This window comes from Janthinobacterium sp. LS2A (genome assembly GCF_036543145.1).
GTDB classification, from domain to species: domain Bacteria; phylum Pseudomonadota; class Gammaproteobacteria; order Burkholderiales; family Burkholderiaceae_D; genus Janthinobacterium; species Janthinobacterium aestuarii.
This window is the reverse complement of sequence record NZ_JAZHPB010000004.1, coordinates 135,806-157,821: the sequence shown is the minus strand read 5'-3', so window position 1 is coordinate 157,821 and position 22,016 is coordinate 135,806. Positions and strand designations below refer to the sequence as shown.

The window sequence follows — 22,016 nt, the reverse complement described above, 5'->3', positions numbered from 1 at the left end:
AATGGTTGCTACTCTCTGCGCCGTTACCAGGCGCAAGTGCGCAGGCCGGCAAAGATGTCGCCCCGTTCGGGCGCGTGGAAGGCGCGCATGCGGGGCGAATGCAGGCGCGGCGGCGTGGCGAAGGCGGCGCCGCGCAACACCTGGTGCTGCATGAAATACGGCGCCGAATATTCGCGCCAGGCATCGACCGCAAAGCCCGGATACGGTTCGAACGGCGTCGCCGTCCACTCCCACACCTGGCCCCAGTGAAAGCGCGGGTGGCCGGACAGCGCAGCATACTCCCATTCCGCCTCGGTCGCCAGGCGGCGCCCCGCCCAGGCACAGTACGCCTGCGCTTCATACAGGTTGATGTGGCGCACGGCTTCATTCGGCGGCAAGGTCGTGCGCTGGCCGAAACGCATGGTGCGCCATTGTGTCGCTTCGCGCAGCCAGTACAGGGGCGACGAGCGCTCCTGCTGCATCAGCCAGGCGCTGCCGGCCGCGCTCCAGAACTGGCGGTTCTGGTAGCCGCCGTCGGCGACAAAATCGGCAAACTGGGCGTTCGATACGGCGCAGGCATCGATGGAAAACGGCGGCACGTAGCAGGCATAAGGCGGCGATTCATTGTCGAAGGCAAACCCGGCCCCGCGCGGCGAGCCCAGTTCGATGGTGCCACCTGGAAAAGCGATCTCGCCCGCGCCTGGTGGCAAAGCCGGGCTGGCAGCCAGCGATTCCGGCGCTTCCAGGCCCAGCCATTGCAGGCCGGCCAGCATTTCCTCGCCACACAAGTCTTCATGCGCCAAGGCCAGACGGTACGGCGCCAGGGCGCTGTCGACATTGGCTTCGCGCGACAGTTTATCGAGCACCCGGTCGAGCACTTCGCGGCAATACGTCTTGACGGCGCCCGGACTGGGCAATTCCAGCTTCCAGCGCGTACGGTGCTCCACCATGTTGGCGTCGAACAAGTCGTCGCCGCGCGTCAGCAGCGAGTTATAAATGGCGTCGGCCGGATGGCTGGAAGCGGCTTCGCGCAGGACGTACCACTCGGCAAACCAGGCGATCTGTGCGAGTTGCCACAAGGGCGGATTGAGGCGCGGATGACGGGGCATGCCGGCCACCACGTCCAGGCCGGCAGTAACGTAACAGTCGAACAGCGATAAAGTAGTGTGGCGCGCAGCCTGCAGCGACTGGGCCAGTTGTTGCGCGCCGGCGTGGCGAAAAGAGGTGTTGATTAAAGTCATGGCCTGATTGTAACGACTTATGCCAACCTTGCACTAGTCGCAGAGGAAACAGGGAAGAAGTCCTCCCCTTCCCTCGCCTATTTGACCAGCAACTCGCCCTGCAGCGGCGTGACGACGGACTTGGGCATGCTGACGATGAAGCTGCTGCCCTTGTCGGCCACGGACTGGATGGCCAGGGTACCGCCATGGCGCAGCAGCACGTGCTTGACGATGGCCAGGCCCAGTCCCGTGCCCTGGGTTTCGCGCGAACGGCTCTTATCGACGCGGTAGAAACGTTCCGTCAGGCGCGAGATATGCTCCTGGCTGATGCCGATGCCCGTATCTTGCGCGATGAATTGCGGTCCGGCCGGGCCATCCTGCCAGCGCAGGGTGATGGTGCCGCCCGCCGGCGTGTAGCGCACGGCGTTCGACGCCAGGTTGCCGAATGCGCTGTACAGCTCGTCGTAGCTGCCCAGCACGTCGGGGCCGTCGCATTCCATGGTCACCTCATGCTTGCCGGCTGACAAGCCCTTGGCGTCGCGCAAGACTTGCTGCATCAGTTTCTTGATATCCACGGGCTCGGGGCGCAGCGGGTAGTCGACCGACTCCAGGCGCGACAGGGTCAGCATGTCCTCGATCAGATGCTGCATGCGGTGGCCCTGCTCCGTCATCAGCTTGAGGTGGGAGGCGCGCGTGGTGGCGTCCAGATCCAGCTCGGCGGAAGCGATTTCCAGGAAGCCGACGATGACGGTGAGCGGCGTGCGCAGTTCGTGCGAGGCGTTGGCGATGAAGTCGCGGCGCATCATTTCGATGCGTTCCGTCTCCGTCACATCGTGCGTGACGAGGATCTGGCGGCGGTTCTCGAATGGAATGATTTGCACGATCAGCTTGCGGTTGCGGAAGGTGATCGTCAGCGGCTGGTCGTAGCGGCCCAGGATGATGTAATCCATGAACTCGGGGCTGCGGATCAGGTTGGTCACGCGCATGCCCTTGTCGCGCTCGTGCGTGAGACCCAGGTGTTTCTCGGCGGCCGGATTGCACCATTCGAGGAACAGCACGTCGTCCATGATGACGACGCCGTCGGGCAGCAGGTGCATGGCCTGGCGGAAACGCGCCAGCCATTCCGTCAGCTCGGCCTGGTTTTTCTCGTCGTCGCGGCGCATGCGGTACAGGCGCGCGAAAATGCTGGTCCAGGCGCCCCAGCCGTCGGGCAGCTTGGCGCTTTGCGGATTGTCCAGCCAGTTACTCAGCTGGAACAGATACGACAGCTGTACGAACACCATCATGGCCATCAGCACGAAGGCGATGCCCAGCGCATACGTGGCGCCAAACAGATACCAGACGACGGCCACGCCCAGCAGCGCCAACACCATGCGCAAGGCGGCTGGTACCCAGAACAGCAATTTCGGATTCATAGAGTCAAGCTTTACTTTTCAGACAACATGTAGCCGACGCTGCGCACGGTCTTGATCAGGCTTTCCGCCTCTTTCAAGGCTTTGCGCAAGCGCAATACGTGGACATCGACCGTGCGTTCCTCGATCACCACATGGTCGCCCCACACCTTGTCGAGCAGCTGGCTGCGCGAAAACACGCGTTCCGGATGGGCCAGCAGGAATTTCAGCAGCTTGTATTCGGCGTGGCCGATATCGATCTTCTGTTCATCCATCATCACGGTGCAGCTGACGGGGTCCAGCGCTACGTTGCCGGCGCGCATGGGCGCCTGCGCGTGTTCCGGACTCTTGCGTCGCAAAAGAGCCTTGGCACGGGCCAGCAGTTCGCGCGGCGAGAACGGCTTGGTGACGTAATCGTCGGCCCCGCTGTTCAGGCCGGCCAGCTTGTCTTCTTCCATGCTCTTGGCGGTGAGCATGATGACGGGGATGGCGGCGAAATTGCGGTCGGCGCGGATGCGCGACAGCAGGCGCAAGCCCGTCTGGTCCGGCAACATCCAGTCAAGCAGGATCAGGTGCGGCGTGCGGTGCTGGATGAATTCCCAGGCATCGGCGACGTTTTGTACGGAACAGCAATTCCAGCCGGATTCGCGCAGCGAATAGGTCACCAGTTCAACGATGGCTGGCTCATCTTCAACAATCAATACCGTGGTTTTATCAGATGCCATAAAGCTTACTCAGGGAGCTCCTCGGAAATGGCGGGAGCAGCCACCTTGGTGTGGCGGATGTCCTTGCCTTCAACCACGTAAATCACGTATTCGGCGATGTTTTTCGCATGGTCGCCGATCCGTTCGATGGCCTTGGCCACCCACAGGGTATCGAGCGCCGCCGAAATCGTGCGCGGGTCTTCCATCATAAAGGTAATCAGGTTGCGCATGATAGACCGAAACTCATGGTCGATGATGGCGTCTTGCGCAATTAATTGTAATGCCTGTTTGCCATCGTTGCGCGCGAATGCGTCGAGCGCGTCGTGTAGCATGTCGGTGGCCGTATTGGCAATGCCGCGCACCATCTCGTAGTGATTGACGACGCCGTTGCCGCGCTTGTGCAGATTCTTCGCCACGCGGGCGATTTTGGTCGCCTCGTCGCCTACGCGCTCGAGGTCGGTAATCACCTTGATGGTGGCCATGATGGTGCGCAAGTCGTTGGCGGCCGGCTGGCGGCGCACGATCAAGTGGCTGCACGCGTCGTCGAGCGACACTTCGAGCTGGTTGACGACGTCGTCTTCGCGCATCACGCGATCCGCGCGCTCGGCATTGCCGATGCGGAAACACGTCATCGCGTCGAGGAACTGGGTTTCAACGATGCCGCCCATCAGCAGCACTTTCGAGCGGATCGCTTCGAGTTCGTTGTCGTATTGCTTGGATGAATGTTCGCCTATCATGCTGTCTCTCCGTATTCAGTTGTTGTGTATGCGCGGGGCGGATCAGCCGAAGCGGCCCGTGATGTAATCCTGCGTTTCCTTGCGGGCCGGATTCATGAAGATCTGGTCCGTTTCGCCGAATTCCACCAGCTCGCCCAGATACATATAGGCCGTGTAGTCGGAGCAGCGCGCCGCCTGCTGCATATTGTGCGTCACGATGGCGATCGTGTAATCCTGTTTCAGTTCGCTGATCAGTTCTTCCACCTTCGAGGTCGAGATCGGGTCCAGCGCCGAGGTCGGCTCATCGAGCAGCAAGACGTCAGGCTTGACGGCCACGCCGCGCGCGATGCACAAGCGCTGCTGCTGGCCGCCCGACAGCGACAGGCCGCTCTTGGTCAGCTTGTCCTTGACTTCGCCCCACAGCGCGGCCTTTTTCAGGGCCCACTCGACGCGCTCGTCCATCTCGCCCTTCGACAGGTCTTCATACAGGCGCACGCCGAAGGCGATGTTGTCGTAGACGGACATGGGGAACGGCGTCGGCTTCTGGAACACCATGCCGACCTTGGCGCGCAGCATGTTGACGTCCTGGTCCGCGTCGAGCACGTTGCGGCCGCGATACAGGATCGAGCCTTCCGCGCGCTGGCCCGGATACAGGTCGTACATGCGGTTCAGCGTACGCAACAGGGTCGACTTGCCGCAACCGGACGGGCCGATGAAGGCCGTGACCTTCTTCTCGTGGATGTCCAGGTTGACGTTATGCAAGCTTTGCGTTTTGCCGTAAAAAAAGTTCAGGCCCGAAATCTCGATGGTTTTTTTCTTTGGTGCCAGGTCTTGTGCTGGATTCATTTGCGTATTCATATGGGTTCGCTTCGCTCGGTATCTGTTTAATTAGGGACTTTTTGGCTGAACACGGTGCGCGACAGGATATTCAAGGCCAGCACGCTGAAGGTGATCAGCAGTGCGCCGCCCCAGGCCAGCGAGCGCCAGTTGTCGTACGGGCTCATCGCAAACGATGCGATGACGGACGGCAAGTTGGCCATCGGCGCATTCATGTTGAAGCTTTGGAACTGGTTATTCAGGGCCGTGAACAGCAGCGGCGCCGTTTCGCCGGCGATGCGGGCCAATGCCAGCAGTACGCCGGTGATCACGCCAGCTTTCACGGCGCGCAAGCGCACGAGGGTGGCCACTTTCCAGCGCGGCGCGCCGAGGGCAAACGCGGCTTCCAGCAGGCTGTTCGGTACCAGACGCAGCATATTGTCCGTCGTGCGCACGACCACGGGCACGGCGATCAGCGACAGCGCGATGGCGCCCGCATAACCGGAGAAGTGTTTCACATGGGCCACGTACAGCGCATACACGAACAGGCCGATGACGATCGATGGCGCCGACAGCATGATGTCGGTGACGAAACGCGTCACTTGCGCCAGCTTGTTTTCTTCGCCGTATTCGGCCAGGTAGATGCCGGCCAGGATGCCGATCGGGGTGCTGACGACGGTGGCCAGGCCCACCATCAGCGCGCTGCCGACGATGGCATTGATCAAGCCGCCGCCTTCGCTGCCGGGAGCCGGCGTCGTTTGTGTGAACAGGTCGATGGACAGTGCGCCGAAACCCTTGATCACCAGGGTGAACAAAATCCACACGAGCACGGCCAGGCCCAAGGCCATGGCGGCCACCGACAGGGCGATGCCGACACGGTGCATCAGCAGGCGCTTGCGGTAGACGGGGTTCATGGCCGGCTTGGCCGGAGCGTCGAGAGTGCTTACTTGGCTCATTTAGTGCCTTCCTTGCGGGACATGCCAGCCAGCATCAGCTTGGCGGCGGATAAGACGATAAAGGTGATGACGAACAGGATCAGGGCCAGCGAGAACAGCGAGGACACGTGCAGCGCAGATTGCGCTTCGCCGAACTCGTTCGCCAGCAGGGAGGTGATGCTGTTACCGGCGGCAAACAGCGACCACGACAGTTTATTCGCATTGCCGATGACGAAGGTCACGGCCATGGTCTCGCCCAGCGCGCGGCCCAGGCCCAGCATGACGCCGCCAACGACGCCGGTCTTGGTGTATGGCAAGACGATCTTGCGCACCACTTCCCAGCGCGTGCAGCCCAGGCCGTATGCGGATTCCTTCAGCACGGCTGGAACGATCTCGAACACGTCGCGCATCACGGAAGCGATGAAGGGGATGATCATGATGGCCAGCACCAAGCCGGCCGTCAGCAGGCCGATGCCCATCATGGGGCCGCTGAACAGCTGGCCGATGACGGGCACGTTGCCCAAGGTGGCTTTCAGGATGGGCTGGACGTGGTCGGCAAACAGGGGCGCGAACACGAACAGGCCCCAGATGCCGTAGATGATCGACGGCACGCCGGCCAGCAGCTCGACAGCCGTGCCCAGCGGGCGGCGCAGCCAGGCCGGGCAGATTTCCGTGAGGAACAGGGCAATGCCGAAGCTGACGGGAAAGGCGATCAGCAAGGCGATGACCGACGTCACCAGGGTGCCGATGATGGGGATCAGGGCGCCGTACTGGTCATTGACGGGGTCCCATTCCGCGGACACGATGAAATGCAGGCCGAAGGTCTTGAAGGCCGGTATCGATTCCATGATCAGCGAAATGATGATGCCGACCAGGACGATCAGCACCGACAGGGCGAACAGCATCGTCACCTTGTGGAACATGAAATCCTGGAAGCGCTGCTTGCGCATGGTGGAAAGCATTTGCGCGTGACTGATGGAATCGGTCATGGTGCCGCCTGGCATGGGGATCGTGGAGGAGGTAGATTGTGCGCTCATAGTGTGCCATATGGGTGGTACTGCAGGTACTGCTATTTTTATCGTGCTCTTTTAGCCGGGAACGCCTGCAAGGGCTTGCGGGCGGTCCTGGCTAACTCCCTGCCCCGCCGTGCTGCTGGCGGGGCAAGGATGTCAGGTACTTACATGGTCAAGCTATCGAATTAATAGATGGCTTTGCCCGATGCATCTTTCAGGTTGGCTTTCCACGATTCCTGCACCAGTTTCACGACCGATGCCGGCATAGGCACGTAGTCCAGTTCAACGGCAGCGGCGCCGCCGTTTTTGTAGGCCCAGTCGAAGAATTTCAGGACTTCTTTGGCCTTGGCTGCGTCAGCCTGGACTTTGTGCATCAGGATGAACGACACGCCCGTGATAGGCCAGCTGTTCTTGCCAGCCTGGTCGGTCAGGACCACGCCGAAGCCTGGGGTTTGCGTCCAAGGTGCCGAAGCGGCTGCTGCCTTGAAGTTTTCGTCGTCAGGCTGCAGGAAGTTGCCGTCCTTGTTTTGCAGCTGGGTGTGCGACATCTTGTTTTTCTTGGCGTAAGCCCACTCGACGTAGCCGATCGAACCCTTGATACGCTGCACGTTGGCGGCGACGCCTTCGTTACCCTTGCCGCCCACGCCCACGGCCCATTTCACAGCCGAGCCAGCGCCGATTTTCGATTTGAATTCCGGGTTGGTTTTCGACAGGAAGTCGGTGAACAGGAACGACGTGCCCGAACCGTCGGCGCGGTGCACCACGGTGATTTCCGTGTCCGGCAGCTTGACGCCACTGTTCAGTGCGGCGATTTCAGGCGCGCTCCACTTGGTGATCTTGCCCAGGTAGATGTCGGCAACGACTTTACCCGTCATTTTCAGCTGGCCTGGGGTTACGCCGTCCAGGTTGACGATCGTGACCACGCCGCCCATGATGGCCGGGAACTGCATCAGGCCCGCTTCTTCCAGCTCTTCCGCCTTCAAAGGCATGTCCGAAGCGCCGAATTCAACAGTCTTGGCCTTGATTTGCTTGATGCCAGCGCCGGAACCGACGGACTGGTAGTTCAGGCCATTGCCCGTGTTGGCTTTGTACGTCTCAGCCCATTTGGCGTAGATCGGGTACGGGAAGGTTGCGCCAGCACCTGTCATATCTGCCGCCATGACGGAAGCGGAAGAAAATGCCATCGCTGCCGAAGCACCCACGACGATAAATTTGAACATTTGCTTCATTTGCATATCAAGTCCTCAGGGTTGTTGGGGCTCAAAGTCCCGGTTGAATGCTGCGCAGTCTAGCAAGCGAATATGACAGCTTTATGACATGGCCAAAAAATCCTGAAATAATTGCCTACGCCCGGGGAATTGCCATTTTCGGCGCGAAAAATGACAGGACCGGCGACGCTTTATGACAGCTTATGTCACGCTTACGTCATATTTCATGATTACACTCACAACGCGTCATACATGATGAAATACGGCTAGAATTAACTATCTGCAAAGACAAAAGAATATGAAACCTGAACTGCACACGGAAGTGACCAAATCGGGCATCCTGCTTGACCGCGAGTTGTCGCAACTGACTTTCAACCGGCGCGTGATGGCCCAGGCGGAAGACCCGAACATTCCGCTGCTCGAGCGCCTGCGCTACCTGTGCATCGTCAGCAGCAATATGGATGAGTTCTTCGAAGTGCGCGTGGCCAGCCTCTTGGCGGCTGGCAGCATCGGCGGTTCGCTGGCCGGCCACCCTGCCCTGGCGGCCAACCTGGAGCGCATCGGCAAGGAATGCCATGCGCTGGTGGAGCGCCAGTACGAGATATTAAATAGCGAAGTCTTGCCGGCCCTGCGCGAAGCGGGCGTGCATTTGCTGCGCGACAGCGACCGCAACGAGGCGCAGCGCGCGTGGGTCAAGCAGTATTTCGACCGCGAAGTGCGCCCCCTGCTGACGCCAATCGGCCTCGACCCGGCCCACCCGTTCCCGCAAGTAGTCAATAAAAGTCTCAATTTCATCGTTTCGCTGAGCGGCAAGGATGCGTTCGGGCGCGGCACGGCGATCGCCATCGTCAAGGCGCCACGCGTCTTGCCGCGCGTCATCAAGCTGCCGGACGAGATTTCCGGCGATGGCGTGTCCTTCTGTTTATTGTCGTCTGTCATCCATGCGCACATTTCCGACCTGTTCGCCGGGCGCGAAGTAATCGCCTATTCGCAGTTCCGCGTCACGCGCGACAGCGACCTGTGGGTGGACGAGGATGAAGTCAAGAATCTGCGCCAGGCCCTGAAAGGCGAGCTGGTCGGCCGCCAGTTCGGCACCTCGGTGCGCCTGGAAGTGGCGCGCAATTGCCCGCCAGAATTGTCGCAATTCCTGCTCGACCAGTTCAGCCTGGATCAAAGCCGGCTGTACCGCGTCAACGGCCCCGTCAATCTGGTGCGCCTGTCGGAAATGATCGACCACGTCAAGCAGCCCGAGCTGCGCTTCCCGCCGTTCTTCCCCGGCCTCGCGCATAAAGCCATCGGCAACGACATCTTTGCCGCGCTGAGCAAGCACGACATCCTGCTGCACCACCCCTACCAGTCGTTCCAGACGGTGATCGACTTCATCCGCAGCGCCGCCTACGATCCGTCCGTCGTCGCCATCAAGCAGACGATCTACCGCACGGGCATGAACTCGGACCTGATGGAGTCGCTGATCACGGCGGCGAAGATGGGCAAGGAAGTGACCGTCATCGTGGAATTGATGGCGCGTTTCGACGAAGAGGCCAATATCAACTGGGCCGACAAACTGGAACAGGCGGGCGCACAGGTCGTGTACGGCGTCGTGGGACTGAAAACCCATGCCAAGGTAGCGCTCGTCATCCGCCGCGAAGAAGGCGCGCTGCGCTTCTACGCCCACTTGGGCACCGGCAACTATCACCCGACAACGACCAAGCTGTACACGGACTTCGGTTTGCTGACGGCCAACCAGGACCTGGCCGTCGAAGTCAATGAAGTCTTCATCCACCTGACCAGCCTGACCAAGCCGCACAACCTGAACCACTTGTGGCTGGCGCCGTTCGGCCTGCAAAGCGAGATCATCAAGGCCATCCGCAACGAGGCGAAGATCGCCAGATCCGGCCGGCGCGGGCGCATCATCGTGAAAGTCAACGCGCTCGTCGACGAATCCGTGATCCGCGCCCTGTATGCGGCCTCGACCGATGGCGTGAAGATCGACCTGATCGTGCGCGGCGCCTGCACCCTGAAGCCGGGCGTGCCTGGCCTGTCGGAAAACATCAAGGTGCGCTCCGTGATCGGCCGTTTCCTCGAACACAGCCGCATCTATTACTTCCGCAACGACCTGGCGCACGATGTCTACCTGGCCAGCGCCGACTGGATGAGCCGCAACCTGTTCCGCAGGGTGGAAGTGGCGTTCCCTGTGCTTGACCGGGCGCTGAAACGGCGCGTGATCGCCGAGGGCCTGAATCCGTATTTGAAGGATAATACAAATGCATGGGAACTGGAGCCGACCGGTCATTACGCACGCCGCAAGCCGCGCGGCAAGCAAACGCCGTTCAGCGCCCAGCAATACCTGATGCACACACTGGGCACGCCGGGCGCGGAGGTCGGCGAATAGGCAATTCAACACAGAGGAGTACAGCATGGATCTCATCTTGTGGCGACACGCAGAAGCCGAGCCGGGCGTCCCCGACCTCGAACGCGCCCTGACCGTCAAAGGCCAGAAACAGGCGCGCCGCATGGGGGAATGGCTGGCCTCGCAACTACCGGAAAATTGCCGTATCCTCGTCAGCCCCGCCCTGCGCACCCTGCAAACGGCGGAGGCGCTGGGGCGCAAGTTCAAGCTGATGCCGGAACTGGCGCCCGGCGCCGAGGCGGAAGACATCCTGAAGGCGGCCAACTGGCCCGGCGGCAAGGAAACCGTGCTCATCGTCGGGCACCAGCCCACCCTGGGCCAGGCGGCCGCCCTGCTGCTGACGGGCGAGGAACAGGAATGGGAAATGCGCAAGGCCAGCGCCTGGTGGTTTTCACAGCGCGAGCCAGGCGACCCCGTCAGTATCTATTTGAAGGCGGTGATGGCGCATGACCTGGTGGTGAAGTAAGGGTCGTGAAAAAGGGGGCGATGCGGGGAAATGCGCAAAAAGTGCGCTGGGACAAATACTAGTGGCGTTCGCAACTCAGCAGCCTTGTAAAGCGCTGCCGATCTGCTAGAGTTTAATTGCATCAACTACGTGCAAGAGCCCTGCTCCCGCACATTGAGCAACCCAGCGGACAGCCGTCCAACGGCGGCTGAAAGACCATGTTAATCACCTTCCTCGTTTTTCTCTTCATCGCCATCTTCGCCGCCATCATCGGCTTTGTCGCCTTTGAACTGGTCGAAGAAATGCGCGGCAGCCACCATAAGCTGATGGACCGCTATCACGAGTAGCGCTCACCTCGGCACTATCGCATGGCGCCAGCGACGGCCCAACAGGCCCGTCCCTCGCGCCATCATCGTTTTTATACTCCCGTCTTACACTCCCGTTTTGAACTTCGTATAGATGCGCGTCATCAAGCGGCGGATATCGGCCGTGGTCGCTTCAGGCGCGGCCATGCGCTGCTTGTCGGCGTCCGACAGGAAGATGGCCTTGTTCTCGCCGATGTCCTTGCGCACATATTTGATGCTGGCCGGATTCGGGTTCGCATAGAACACCTTGTTGCTCAGGCTGGCATGCACTTGCGGGCGCAAAATATAGTTGATGAACAGGTGCGCATTGTTCGGGTGCGGCGCGTCGGCCGGGATGGCCATGGTGTCGAACATCAAGGCGGCCGTCTTCGGCACCAGCACCTGGATCACATTGCCGTTCTTCGCATCGATGGCGCGCTGGCGCGCGATATTGATGTCGCCCGACCAGCCCAGTGCCACGCAGACGGAACCGTTGGCCATGTCATTGATGTAGCCTGACGAGCTGAACAGAGTCACGTAGGGACGGATCGATTGCAGCACTTTGCCCGCTTCCTGGTAGTCGGCGGCCGTTTTCGAGTAGGCGGGCTTGCCCAGGTATTGCAGGGCGGCCGGCAGCACTTCCGACGGCGAGTCGAGGAAGGACACGCCGCACGATTTCAGCTTGGCTGCATATTTCGGGTCGAAAATCAGTTCCCAGGCGTTGTCGGGCATGGGCATGCCGCCCAGCGCGGCCTTGACCTTGTTGACGTTGATGCCCACCGTCGTGTAGCCCCACAGCCAGTCGACCAGGTAATCGTTGTTCGGGTCGATCTTCGACAGCTTGGCCTGCAGGTTCGGGTCCAGATTGCCCAGGTTCGTCAGCTTGCTCTTGTCGAGTTTACGCAGCAGGCCCGCATCGATCTGCAGGCGCGCCCACTGGGCCGTCGGCACGACGATGTCGTAGCCGGACTTGCCCGCCACCAGTTTCGCATTGAGGATTTCGTTATTGTCGAAAACGTCGTAGCGCACCTTGATGCCCGTTTCCTTCTCAAAATTCTTGATCGTATCGTCGCCGATATAGTCCGACCAGTTATAGATGTTCAGGACCTTCTCTTCCTGAGCCTGAGCGTGCGCAGGCAAGGCCAGTACGGCCGCTGCCAAGGCCAATCCCACTCCAATGCGCCGCCCTGCTTGCCATGTGTTTGCCATCGTACCGCCTCCGGAATTAGTCAGAAAATAGTGACGATGATAGCAAGAAGGGCGGCATCAGGTCTAGCCTGATACCGCCCTGCTTTCACCGCTGGGGTCAGACCCCCAACACCGCCAACGCAAAATTCAGCGCTAACAATGACGAGGGTCTGACCCCGGCCTTTGCGACATTACACCTTATCCAGCCCCACCTGCGCACCCGCAAACACCAGGTTGCCGTTCTGGGCGTCGATGCGGATCTCGTCTTTCGGGCCGAATTTGCCTTCCAGGATCAGCTTCGACAGCGGATTTTCGATCTGCTGCTGGATCGCCCGCTTCAAAGGACGGGCGCCATACACCGGGTCGTAGCCCGCTTCGGCGATTTGCTGCAAGGCCGCGTCGGTCAGGCTCAGCTGCATGTCCATGCGCGCCAGGCGTTCTTCGAGAATCTTCAGCTGGATCTTCGCGATCGCGCCGATGTTTTTCTCGTCGAGGCCGTGGAACACGACGATTTCGTCGATACGGTTGACGAACTCGGGACGGAAGTGCGAGCGTACCTCGGCCATCACGGCCAGCTTCACGACACCGGGATCATCGCTTTCCATGGCCTGGATTTTATGCGAACCCAGGTTCGAGGTCATGATGATGACGGTATTCTTGAAGTCCACCGTGCGGCCCTGGCCATCCGTCATGCGTCCGTCGTCGAGCACTTGCAGCAGCACGTTGAAGACGTCGGCATGGGCCTTTTCCACTTCGTCGAGCAGGATCACGCTGTACGGCTTGCGGCGCACGGCTTCCGTCAGGTAGCCGCCCTCGTCGTAGCCCACGTAGCCCGGTGGCGCGCCGATCAAACGGGCCACGGAATGCTTCTCCATGAACTCGCTCATGTCGATGCGGATCATCGATTCTTCCGTATCGAACAGGAAAGTGGCCAGCGCCTTGCTCAATTCCGTCTTGCCGACGCCCGTCGGCCCCAGGAACATGAAGGAACCGTACGGACGGTTCGGATCGCTCAAGCCGGCGCGCGAGCGGCGGATGGCGTCCGCCACGGCCGTGATCGCCTCATCCTGGCCCACGACGCGCTCATGCAGCTTCTCTTCGATATGCAGCAGCTTGTCGCGCTCGCCCTGCATCATGCGCGACACGGGTATGCCCGTCGCGCGCGACACCACTTCGGCGATTTCCTCGGCGCCCACTTCCGTGCGCAGCAGCTTCGGCTGGTCGGGGTCGAGTTTCGGCATGCCGCTGTCAGCCTGCTTAAGCTGGGCTTCCAGCTGCGGCAGCTTGCCGTACTGCAGCTCCGACACTTTCTGCCAGTTGCTCTCGCGCGTGGCCTGCTCCATCTGCAGCCTGACGTTTTCGATCTCTTCCTTGATGTGCGTGCTGCCTTGCACCACGGCTTTTTCCGCCTTCAGGATTTCCTCGAAGTCATTGTATTCGCGCTGCAGCTTGACGATCTCTTCCTCGATCAGGCCCAGGCGGCGCAACGAGGCCTCGTCCTTTTCCTTCTTGACGGCTTCGCGCTCGATCTTCAGCTGGATCAAGCGGCGCTCCAGCTTGTCCATCACTTCCGGCTTCGAATCGATCTCGATCTTGATCTTCGCCGCCGCCTCGTCGATCAGGTCGATCGCCTTGTCGGGCAGGAAGCGGTCCGTGATGTAGCGGTGCGACAGCTCGGCGGCGGCAATGATGGCCGCGTCCGTGATCTCCACCTTGTGGTGCAGCGCGTATTTATCCTGCAAGCCGCGCAGGATGGCAATCGTCGCTTCCACGGTCGGCTCGTCGACGAGCACTTTCTGGAAGCGCCGTTCCAGCGCGGCATCCTTCTCGATGTACTTGCGGTACTCGTCGAGGGTCGTCGCGCCCACGCAATGGAGCTCGCCGCGCGCCAGCGCCGGCTTGAGCATATTGCCCGCGTCCATCGCGCCTTCGGCCTTGCCCGCGCCCACCATGGTGTGCATCTCGTCGATGAAGACGATGGTTTGCCCTTCATCCATGGCCAGTTCCTTCAGCACGGATTTCAGGCGCTCCTCGAATTCGCCGCGGAATTTCGCGCCGGCCAGCAAAGCGGCCATGTCCAGCGACAGTACGCGCTTGCCTTTCAGGGACTCGGGCACTTCGCCATTGACGATGCGCTGCGCCAGGCCTTCGACGATGGCCGTCTTGCCCACGCCCGGTTCGCCGATCAGCACGGGATTGTTCTTGCTGCGGCGCTGCAGGATCTGGATGGTGCGGCGGATTTCATCGTCGCGGCCGATCACAGGGTCGAGCTTGCCCTTGCGCGCCCGCTCCGTCAGGTCCAAGGTGTATTTTTTCAAGGCTTCGCGCTGGCCTTCGGCCTCTTGCGAGTCGACCTTGTTGCCACCGCGCACGGCGTCGATGGCCGCTTCCAGTGCCTTGCGGGTCAGGCCGTTTTCGCGCGCCAGCTTGCCGCAGTCGGACTTGTCGTCCGTCATCGCCAGCAAGACCATTTCGCTGGAGACGAACTGGTCGCCCGCCTTCTGCGATTCCTTGTCAGCGAGGTTCAGCAAGGCGACGAATTCGCGGCTGACCTGCACGTCGCCGCCCGTGCCCGATACCTTGGGCAAGCGTTCGATCGAGGCGCCCAGGGCCTTGGACAGGCCGCCCACGTTGACGCCGGCACGCTGCAACAGCGAGCGGGCGCCGCCGTCGTCCTGGTTCAACAGGGCCGTCAGCAAATGGACTGGTTCGATATAGGGGTTGTCATTGCCCACGGCCAAGCTTTGCGCATCGGCCAGGGCTTCCTGTAATTTGGTAGTGAGTTTGTCTTGTCGCATGAAAAGCGCTCCCGGTTAATTAGTTGTTAACCAAATTGGGGTGAGAGAGTACTTTTCAAGCATACACAAAGCAGAAAACCGATGCATTTGGGCAAAAGCTACGGTGCGGGACCCGTACGATTCAAATGGCGCTTGCTTTTGCAGCCCACTTGTTTAACGCCGTCTCGTCGCTGTCGCGCGCATCGACCCAGCGCGCCCCTTCGGGCGTGTCTTCCTTCTTCCAGAATGGCGCTTCCGTCTTCAGGTAGTCGATGATGAATTCGCAGGCGGCGAAGGCCTCGCCCCGGTGGGCGGACGAGACCGCCACCAGCACGATCTGCTCCTGCGGCAGCAGGGGACCTACACGGTGGATCACCAGCGCGCCGGACAGGGGCCAGCGCTCGCGCGCCTGCTCGACGATGGCTACAATGGACTTTTCCGTCATGCCCGGATAATGCTCGAGCTCCATGGCGGCCACGTCCAGTCCTTCGTTCATGTCGCGCACCGTGCCGACGAAGCCGACGACGGCGCCCACCTTGGGGTTGCCTGCACGCAATTGTGCGATTTCTTGACCCAAGTCAAAATCAGCTTGCTGGACGCGGACGGTGGTACTCATTTGACGTTGCCTCCGATACGGCGCAGCAAGGTTTCGATGCGGCTGGCCGTGCGCGCATCGGTGGCGGCGGCAATCGCGCACAGCTGCATCAGCTGCGACGCTTGCGTGAGCGGCTTCTGGCCCGATTTCAGCGACGATTGCAGCACTTCCACCTGCATTTTCAGGCGGTCGCGGGCAAATTCGGCGCCGCTGTCGACGCCGGCGACGATTTCCAGGCGCAAGACTTCAGCGAGCAAGCGCTCCTCGTTGGCCTGCAATTGCCGCACGTAGGCGGCGCTGCCCTCGCCCAGCGCGGCCTGGGCGGCGGCAAAGCGCTGCTGCAGGCTGCGTTCGTATTGTGCGTCGAGCGGCGGCAAGGCGCTCCAGCGCTCGCTCCATGCTTGCGCATCGGTGCCAGCGCCATCAGCCAGTGCCGCTTCCAGCGACTGCACCAGGCGCAGCTTGTCGCGCAAGGCATTGGCCTGGGCCGCGCCAGCCCGTTCAGCGATGGCGTCCGCTTGCGCTTGCACGCCGGCGACGGCCGCCTGGTAGCGCTGCTCGATCTTCGCTTCGCTGGCGCGCGGCACGGGGCCCGTGGCGTTCCAGGCGGCGCGGGTGTCGCGCAGCAAGTGGTTGATGAAGGCGGTGCGGCTCTTGTCATCGCCCTCGGGCACGACGGCCGTTTCCAGCGCGGCGCACAGCGCTTCGCGCGCATGCAGGTGTTCGCGGCGCTCGTGGTCGGCCGCGTGGGCCGTTTCCTTGCGCTTGGCGAAGATGTCGTCGCAGGCGGCGCGGAAACGCTGCCACAGCGCCTGTTCCGCGCGGCGCTCGAGCGGCAAGGCTTTCGCCAGTTCCTGCCATTTATCCTGCAAGGCTTTCAGCATGTCGACCGTGTTGCGCTCCGAAGGCTTGAGCAAGCCCACTTCGACGATCAATTGTTCGCGGCGCGCCGTCTCGATCTGGCGCTGCGTATCGAGCGGCTTCGACAGGGCGTCCAGCGCGGCGCCAAATTCCGCGTCCAGGCGTTTCTTTTCCTTGCGGTCGATGGTGCCCAGGCGCGTCCACGCCTGGCGCAAGCGCTGCGAGGCGGACGCGACGTGTTTCCAGTCGGTACTCTCTTCGGCCGCCAGGGCCGCCGTTTCCGCGATCAGTTCCTGGGCCTTCGCCGCATTGCCGTGGCGCTCTTCGGCCAGCTGCTTGAAATGCTGGGCCGCCGGCGCATAGGCCACGCTGCAGGCCGCGTCGAAACGCTCCCACAAAGACTTCGGTGCGGGACCGGACAAGGTGTCGAGCGACTTCCAGCGCTCGCGCAGGCTGCCCACTTTCTTGGCCAGCTCGGCCATTGGGAGTTGCTGCGCCGGCAATTCCTCGCCCGCCTTGACCAGTTCCTCGCGCGACACGTTGCCGCCCCAGCGCGCCCAGTCGGCCAGGCGCTTGAACTCTGCGCGCACATGGGCCAGGCGGTCAGCTTGCGCCGGCGTCAAACGGCCGTGCTTGGTGTCGCGCAAAGTCTTGTCGTGTTCGGAAGCCACGTGCAGCAAGCCATCCTGCAGGGCCGCTTCCATGGCGTCGAGCACCTTGAAGAATTGCTCTGTCGCTTCTTTCGACACGGGTGCGTGTTCCTGACGCGGCTTGCGCGGTACAGGTACAGGCTCGGCATGGGCCGCTGCGGCCTCTGGCACCGCGTGCACGGGCGCCGGCGCGCTGGCCAGCACGGCCGCAAATTGCTGCTGCAAGCTGTCGGACAATGGCGACTCGGGCAGGCGCGGCAAAGCTTGCCAAGCGCGTTTCAAGACATCCACGTCCAGAGTGGCGGCGTCCTGCGCCTGCCATTCGGCCAGCGCGGCCTGACGCGCGTCGAACACGGCCTGGTGCTGCTGCAGCGCTTGCAAGACGGACTGCGCCTGCTCGCGCGCCTGCGTGAAATCGGTTTCCAGGTGTTTCGGCACAGAGGCGCGCTCGGGCGATTGCGCATGCTGCGCATGTTCCGCATCGAGGCGGGCCAGCGCCTGCGCCAGCTCGCCGGCGGACTGGCCGCTGGCAGCCAAGGCGCGCGCGGCGGCGACGGCGTCAATCACGGCGCGCTGCAGCGCCACTTGCGCTTCCAGGCGGGCGGCCAGTGCGGCGCGCGCGGCGGCAAACGCCGTCGCCAGCTCGGGCGTGGCCTTGATGACTTGCCATTGGCGGTCCAGCTCGGCAACCTGGTTCGGGCTCAGCTTTTCATCGTTCAACAGGCGCTGTACCGTGTCGATGCTGGCCTGGGCGCGTTGCGTCTCGGCTGCCTGGTGGCGGATCAGGTCGATGCGGCCCTGCATCAGTTTGGCCACGCGGCGGTCCGTGTTGCGCATGGCGTGGTGGACTTTTTCCAGCAAGGGCAAGGCGTGGACGTGTTCGGCCGCGATCAGACGGGCATCGGCAAATTCGCTGGACATGATGAAATCGGCAGCGGCGGCTTCGTCGCCGGCCACGGCATGGGCACGCGCAACCTGTTCGGCGCGGCGCGATGCGCTCTGCGCCGAGGCGGCGGCCTGTTCTGCCACGACAGGATCGGGTGCGGCAGTCTTGCTGGCAGAACGCTTGAAGAGAAATTCGAACATGACGGGTTTCGCGTGGATCAAAACCACCATCATAACAAAGCCCGGAGTATTGCATCGGACAGGTATGTACAAGTTACCAATTGAGCAACACAGTGATTAGCACAGTGAGTAACACAGCATTTCCCCCATGGGAGCGCCAGCGCAAAATCAGGGCGGCGCCCCCGGCGCAAGCGCGAGAACGGGGTGTGTGCTCGCTCCCCGTTCAAGCCTGCGCGCGCAGCGGCTGCGGCGGCACGGGCGACGTGGACTCTGTGCCATCCTCTATCGTTTCGGCGCTGCCGCCGGCTGCCGGCAAAACAAAGGGCAGCACCTGCGCCTTGCCACGGCGCGCTTCCTGCGCGCGCGCGTCATGGGCGAGGAACTGGTAGGCGATGGCAAACCACGTTTCGCCGACGATGACCTTGCGCGCCAGCGCGAACAGTTCGCGCTCTTCTTTTTCCAGGCGCTGCAGCAAGGCCGCGCAAAAGGCGTCGATGGCCGCGCACAGCTGCTCGGCCTGCGATTCGGAATGGTCGATGGCGGCGCCCACGCGCTGCTGCACGACGTTGATGCTTTCCAGCGCCGCATGGTTCAAACCGTTGAGCTCATTGAGCAAACCGTCCGCATGCGGCGCGGCCTGGCGGATGGCGGGGATCAGATACATCTCCACCTTGCGCCAGTAGCCGCCCTGGTACAGCCGGCTCAGCCAGTCGCCCGCATACTGCAGCTGGGCCAGATTGAGCCGGCTTTGGTGGCGCAGCTGCACATGCATGTATTTCTGAAAAGCCAGCAGGCTCATGCGGATGCTGGCCTGTTCCACCGACAGGGAAACCAATATATATGTTGCCGTAAGCATGCACTCACTCCCGAAAATGCGCTGGATATCTGATCCTGGAAGTGAAAGTGTAAAGACTACCGACAGCGGCCGGTTTGATCCTGCACAAACCCGCGGCGGGCCAGCCGCGCTTTCTTTTACGGCGCGCGCAAGCCGATATGCAGGTTGACAACACCAGGCTCTTCCGACGGCGTGACGTCGCCGCCAAAGCTTTTCACCAGCCGCTGCATGCCCTTGTTGCGCGCCATGGCCTCGCCCACCAGCGCCTCCGTGCCGCGGCTGCGGAAATAATCGACGAGCTTTTCAAACAGGATGTGGCCCAGTCCCTTGCCTTTCAGGGCCGAGCGCACGGCGATGGCGAAGTCGGCGTGGATATTGTCCGGGTCGGCCACGGCGCGCACCACGCCTAGGGTTTCCGGCTTGCCGTCCGGCCCCGTGTGCGTGGCAATGAAGGCCATGGCGCGGTCGTAATCGATCTGCGTCAGGCGCGCCAGCTGCGACACGGGCAGCTCGCGCATGGATGTAAAGAAGCGCAGGCGCACGTCGTCCGGGTCCAGCGCGTGGAACAGGTCCATGTGCTGCGGCGCATCCTCGGGGCGGATGGGGCGCAGCAGAATCGGCTGGTCCATCCACGTCACCTGCTCTTCCAGTTCCTGCGGATACGGGCGGATGGCCAGGCGGTCGCGCTGCTGGCCCGGCTGCAAGCGGATGCGCGCGTCGAGGGCGATCACGCCATCGGCATCGGCCACGAGCGGGTTGATGTCGAGTTCGGCCAGTTCGCCGATGTCGGCCACCAGTTCGGCCACCTGGATCAAGGTGTAGCAGATGGCGTCGATGTCGGCCGGCGGCTGGTTGCGGTAGCCGGCCAGCAGTTTCGACACGCGCGTGCGCGCCAGCATGTCGCGCGCCAGCACCATGTTCAGCGGCGGCAGGCCGATGGCGTGATCGGCCGTCACTTCCACGGCGATGCCGCCCTGCCCCACGAGGATCACGGGGCCGAAGGCGGCGTCGGTCGTCACGCCGACGATCAATTCATGCGATTGCGGCCGGCGCGCCATCTGCTGCACCGTGAAGCCGTCGATCAGCGCGTCGGGGCGCATGCGGCGCACGCGCTTGAGCATGGCGGCGGCGGCCGTGCGCAGGATGTCGGGCGTGTCGAGGTCGAGCGCCACGCCGCCCACGTCGGATTTGTGCGCGATGTCGGGCGAATGGATCTTCAGCGCGACGGGATAGCCGATGTCGGCCGCCACGGCCAGCGCCTCTTCCACGTCGGCTGCCATGCGCGTGGTGGCGACGGGAATGCCGTAGGCGGCCAAAATCTCTTTCGAGCGGCATTCGCCGAGCACCGTCTGGCCGGCTGCCAGCGCGGCGGCGACGATTTCGCGCACCCTGGCGCGGCGCGGCGTGGCCGACATGGGCAGCTGCGCCGGCACCTGCATCAGGGTTTCCTGGTTGCGCCGGTACTGCACGATCTGCATGAAGCCATGCACGGCCTTTTCCGGCGTGTCGTAGGTGGGAATGCCGGCCCGGTTGAAGACCTGGCGCGCGGGCGCCACGGTGGTGCCGCCCAGCAGGCATGACAGCACCGTGCGCGAAGTGGCCTTGATCAGCGGCGTGACGGCTTCGGCGATGTCGATCGACGAGACCATGGCCGTGGGCGCGTGCAGCAGCAGCAAGGCGTCCGCCTGCGGCTCGTCGAGCAGCGGCTTGATGGCGTCGGCATAGCGCTGCACGGCCGCGTCGCCGGGCAAGCCCACGGGGTTGTCGTGCGACCAGCCCCGTGGCAGCGCCTTTTCCAGCGCGATCACGGTATCGGGCGACAGCTCGGCCAGCTTGCCCCCGCTGCTCACCAGCGCGTCGGTCGCCATCACGCCCAGGCCGCCGCCGTTGCACAGGATCGCCAGGCGCTCGCCGCGCTGCGAGCGGATGTGCGTGAGGGTTTCCACGGCGTCGAACAGCTCTTCGGCCGAATACACGCGCAGCATGCCGGCGCGGCGGATGGCCGCGTCGTACACGGCGTCGGAGCCGGCCAGCGCGCCCGTGTGCCAGGCAGCCATGGCCGCGCCTTCCGCCTCGCGCCCCGCTTTCAGGACGATCACGGGTTTGCTGCGCGCGGCCGCCCGCGCGGCCGACATGAACTTGCGCGCCGCCTGGATATCTTCCATGTACAGCAGGATGGCGGCCGTGTCGATGTCGCCGGCCAGGTAGTCGAGCAGGTCGCCAAAATCGATGTCGTAGCTGGCGCCGAGCGAAATGAACTTGGAAAAGCCCACGCCGTGCGCATTGGCCCAGTCAAGCACGCCCGACACCAGCGCGCCCGATTGCGAGACGAAGGCGATCTTGCCGCTCGTCGCGCCGACATGGGCGAAGCTGGCGTTCAAGCCCAGTTTCGGCACGAGCAGCCCCATGCTGTTGGGGCCCAGGATGCGCAGCAGGTGCGGCTTGGCCGCTTTCAGCATGGCTAGGCGCAGCGACTGTTCGCGCACGGGATCGAGGCCCGACGTCATGACGATGGCCGCGCGCGTGCCCAGCGCGCCCAGTTCGCGGATCAGGGCCGTGATGGTGGCGGGCGGCGTGCAGATGATGGCCAGGTCCGGCGCCTTCGGCAAGTGCGCCAGCTTGCGGTAGCATTTCAGGCCCATCAGTTCGTCGTACTTGGGATTGACGGGCCAAATCTCTCCTTGGTAGCCGCCGCCCAGCAGGTTGTACAGGGCGATGGCGCCCAGCTTGCGCTCGCGCGCCGTGGCGCCGATCAGGGCCACCGAGGCCGGCTTGAACAGCTTGTCGAGATTACGGATACTCATGTTCTGGCCTCATGGTTTGCCGGAGCGGCTTGGTCACGTCCCAGTGTATAGGATGCGTTG

At 62.6% G+C, this 22,016-nt stretch carries 17 protein-coding genes; 3 read left to right on the top strand and 14 right to left on the bottom strand.

Annotated elements, in window-relative coordinates:
* Positions 1-23: 23 nt before the first annotated feature.
* The 8 genes from senA to pstS form a co-directional block, all read right to left on the bottom strand.
* Positions 24-1,220 carry a selenoneine synthase SenA gene (senA, locus tag V3C40_RS13480; RefSeq protein ID WP_331777690.1) on the bottom strand — a complete coding sequence of 399 codons (1,197 nt, stop codon included), beginning with the start codon at positions 1,218-1,220 and terminating at the stop codon, positions 24-26.
* Positions 1,221-1,297: 77 nt separating this feature from the next.
* On the bottom strand, positions 1,298-2,614 hold the full coding sequence (gene phoR, locus V3C40_RS13475) for a phosphate regulon sensor histidine kinase PhoR (protein ID WP_034755076.1): 1,317 nt from the start codon (positions 2,612-2,614) through the stop codon (positions 1,298-1,300).
* Between the two features lie 11 nt (positions 2,615-2,625).
* The gene (locus V3C40_RS13470; protein WP_034755074.1) at positions 2,626-3,315 is read right to left on the bottom strand and encodes a response regulator; all 690 of its coding nucleotides are present in this window, start codon (positions 3,313-3,315) and stop codon (positions 2,626-2,628) included.
* 5 nt (positions 3,316-3,320) lie between these two features.
* Positions 3,321-4,031, bottom strand: coding sequence for a phosphate signaling complex protein PhoU (phoU, locus tag V3C40_RS13465; protein WP_034755071.1), 711 nt, complete (start codon positions 4,029-4,031; stop codon positions 3,321-3,323).
* A 42-nt stretch (positions 4,032-4,073) separates the two neighbouring features.
* On the bottom strand, positions 4,074-4,856 hold the full coding sequence (gene pstB / locus V3C40_RS13460; RefSeq protein ID WP_373631409.1) for a phosphate ABC transporter ATP-binding protein PstB: 783 nt from the start codon (positions 4,854-4,856) through the stop codon (positions 4,074-4,076).
* Between the two features lie 38 nt (positions 4,857-4,894).
* Positions 4,895-5,782 (bottom strand): phosphate ABC transporter permease PstA, encoded by an 888-nt coding sequence (gene pstA / locus V3C40_RS13455; protein WP_034755067.1) that lies wholly within the window; start codon positions 5,780-5,782, stop codon positions 4,895-4,897.
* Positions 5,779-6,750, bottom strand: coding sequence for a phosphate ABC transporter permease subunit PstC (pstC, locus tag V3C40_RS13450; protein WP_235194289.1), 972 nt, complete (start codon positions 6,748-6,750; stop codon positions 5,779-5,781). The genes pstA and pstC overlap by 4 nt, the downstream gene beginning before the upstream one ends.
* A 209-nt stretch (positions 6,751-6,959) precedes the next feature.
* Positions 6,960-8,009, bottom strand: coding sequence for a phosphate ABC transporter substrate-binding protein PstS (gene pstS / locus V3C40_RS13445; RefSeq protein ID WP_034755063.1), 1,050 nt, complete (start codon positions 8,007-8,009; stop codon positions 6,960-6,962).
* Between the two features lie 271 nt (positions 8,010-8,280).
* Between pstS and ppk1 the strand changes: the two genes are divergently transcribed.
* The 3 genes from ppk1 (at position 8,281) to V3C40_RS13430 (ending at position 11,184) form a co-directional block, all read left to right on the top strand.
* A complete protein-coding gene (gene ppk1, locus V3C40_RS13440; RefSeq protein ID WP_034755061.1) occupies positions 8,281-10,374 on the top strand; it encodes a polyphosphate kinase 1 in 2,094 nt (697 codons plus the stop codon).
* A 25-nt stretch (positions 10,375-10,399) separates the two neighbouring features.
* Positions 10,400-10,858: a phosphohistidine phosphatase SixA gene (sixA, locus tag V3C40_RS13435; RefSeq protein ID WP_034755059.1), complete on the top strand. Its 459-nt coding sequence runs from the start codon at positions 10,400-10,402 to the stop codon at positions 10,856-10,858.
* A gap of 197 nt (positions 10,859-11,055) precedes the next feature.
* Positions 11,056-11,184, top strand: a complete 129-nt coding sequence (locus tag V3C40_RS13430) for a hypothetical protein (protein WP_256267160.1) — start codon at positions 11,056-11,058, stop codon at positions 11,182-11,184.
* Between the two features lie 84 nt (positions 11,185-11,268).
* On the opposite strand, the gene V3C40_RS13425 is transcribed toward V3C40_RS13430, so the two are convergent.
* The 6 genes from V3C40_RS13425 to V3C40_RS13400 form a co-directional block, all read right to left on the bottom strand.
* Positions 11,269-12,390, bottom strand: coding sequence for a polyamine ABC transporter substrate-binding protein (locus tag V3C40_RS13425; protein ID WP_331777689.1), 1,122 nt, complete (start codon positions 12,388-12,390; stop codon positions 11,269-11,271).
* A 170-nt stretch (positions 12,391-12,560) separates the two neighbouring features.
* Entirely contained in the window at positions 12,561-15,167 is a 2,607-nt protein-coding gene (gene clpB, locus V3C40_RS13420) for an ATP-dependent chaperone ClpB (protein ID WP_331777688.1), read from the bottom strand.
* Positions 15,168-15,288: 121 nt separating this feature from the next.
* Complete coding sequence (moaE, locus tag V3C40_RS13415; protein ID WP_331777687.1) at positions 15,289-15,762, bottom strand: molybdopterin synthase catalytic subunit MoaE; 474 nt, start codon at positions 15,760-15,762, stop codon at positions 15,289-15,291.
* Positions 15,759-18,338: a DUF349 domain-containing protein gene (locus V3C40_RS13410; protein ID WP_331777686.1), complete on the bottom strand. Its 2,580-nt coding sequence runs from the start codon at positions 18,336-18,338 to the stop codon at positions 15,759-15,761. Before V3C40_RS13410 ends, moaE begins: the two co-directional genes overlap by 4 nt.
* Positions 18,339-18,540: 202 nt before the next feature.
* Positions 18,541-19,173: a hypothetical protein gene (locus V3C40_RS13405; RefSeq protein WP_331777685.1), complete on the bottom strand. Its 633-nt coding sequence runs from the start codon at positions 19,171-19,173 to the stop codon at positions 18,541-18,543.
* A 116-nt stretch (positions 19,174-19,289) separates the two neighbouring features.
* Positions 19,290-21,956 carry a bifunctional acetate--CoA ligase family protein/GNAT family N-acetyltransferase gene (locus tag V3C40_RS13400; RefSeq protein WP_072454757.1) on the bottom strand — a complete coding sequence of 889 codons (2,667 nt, stop codon included), beginning with the start codon at positions 21,954-21,956 and terminating at the stop codon, positions 19,290-19,292.
* Positions 21,957-22,016: the final 60 nt, after the last annotated feature.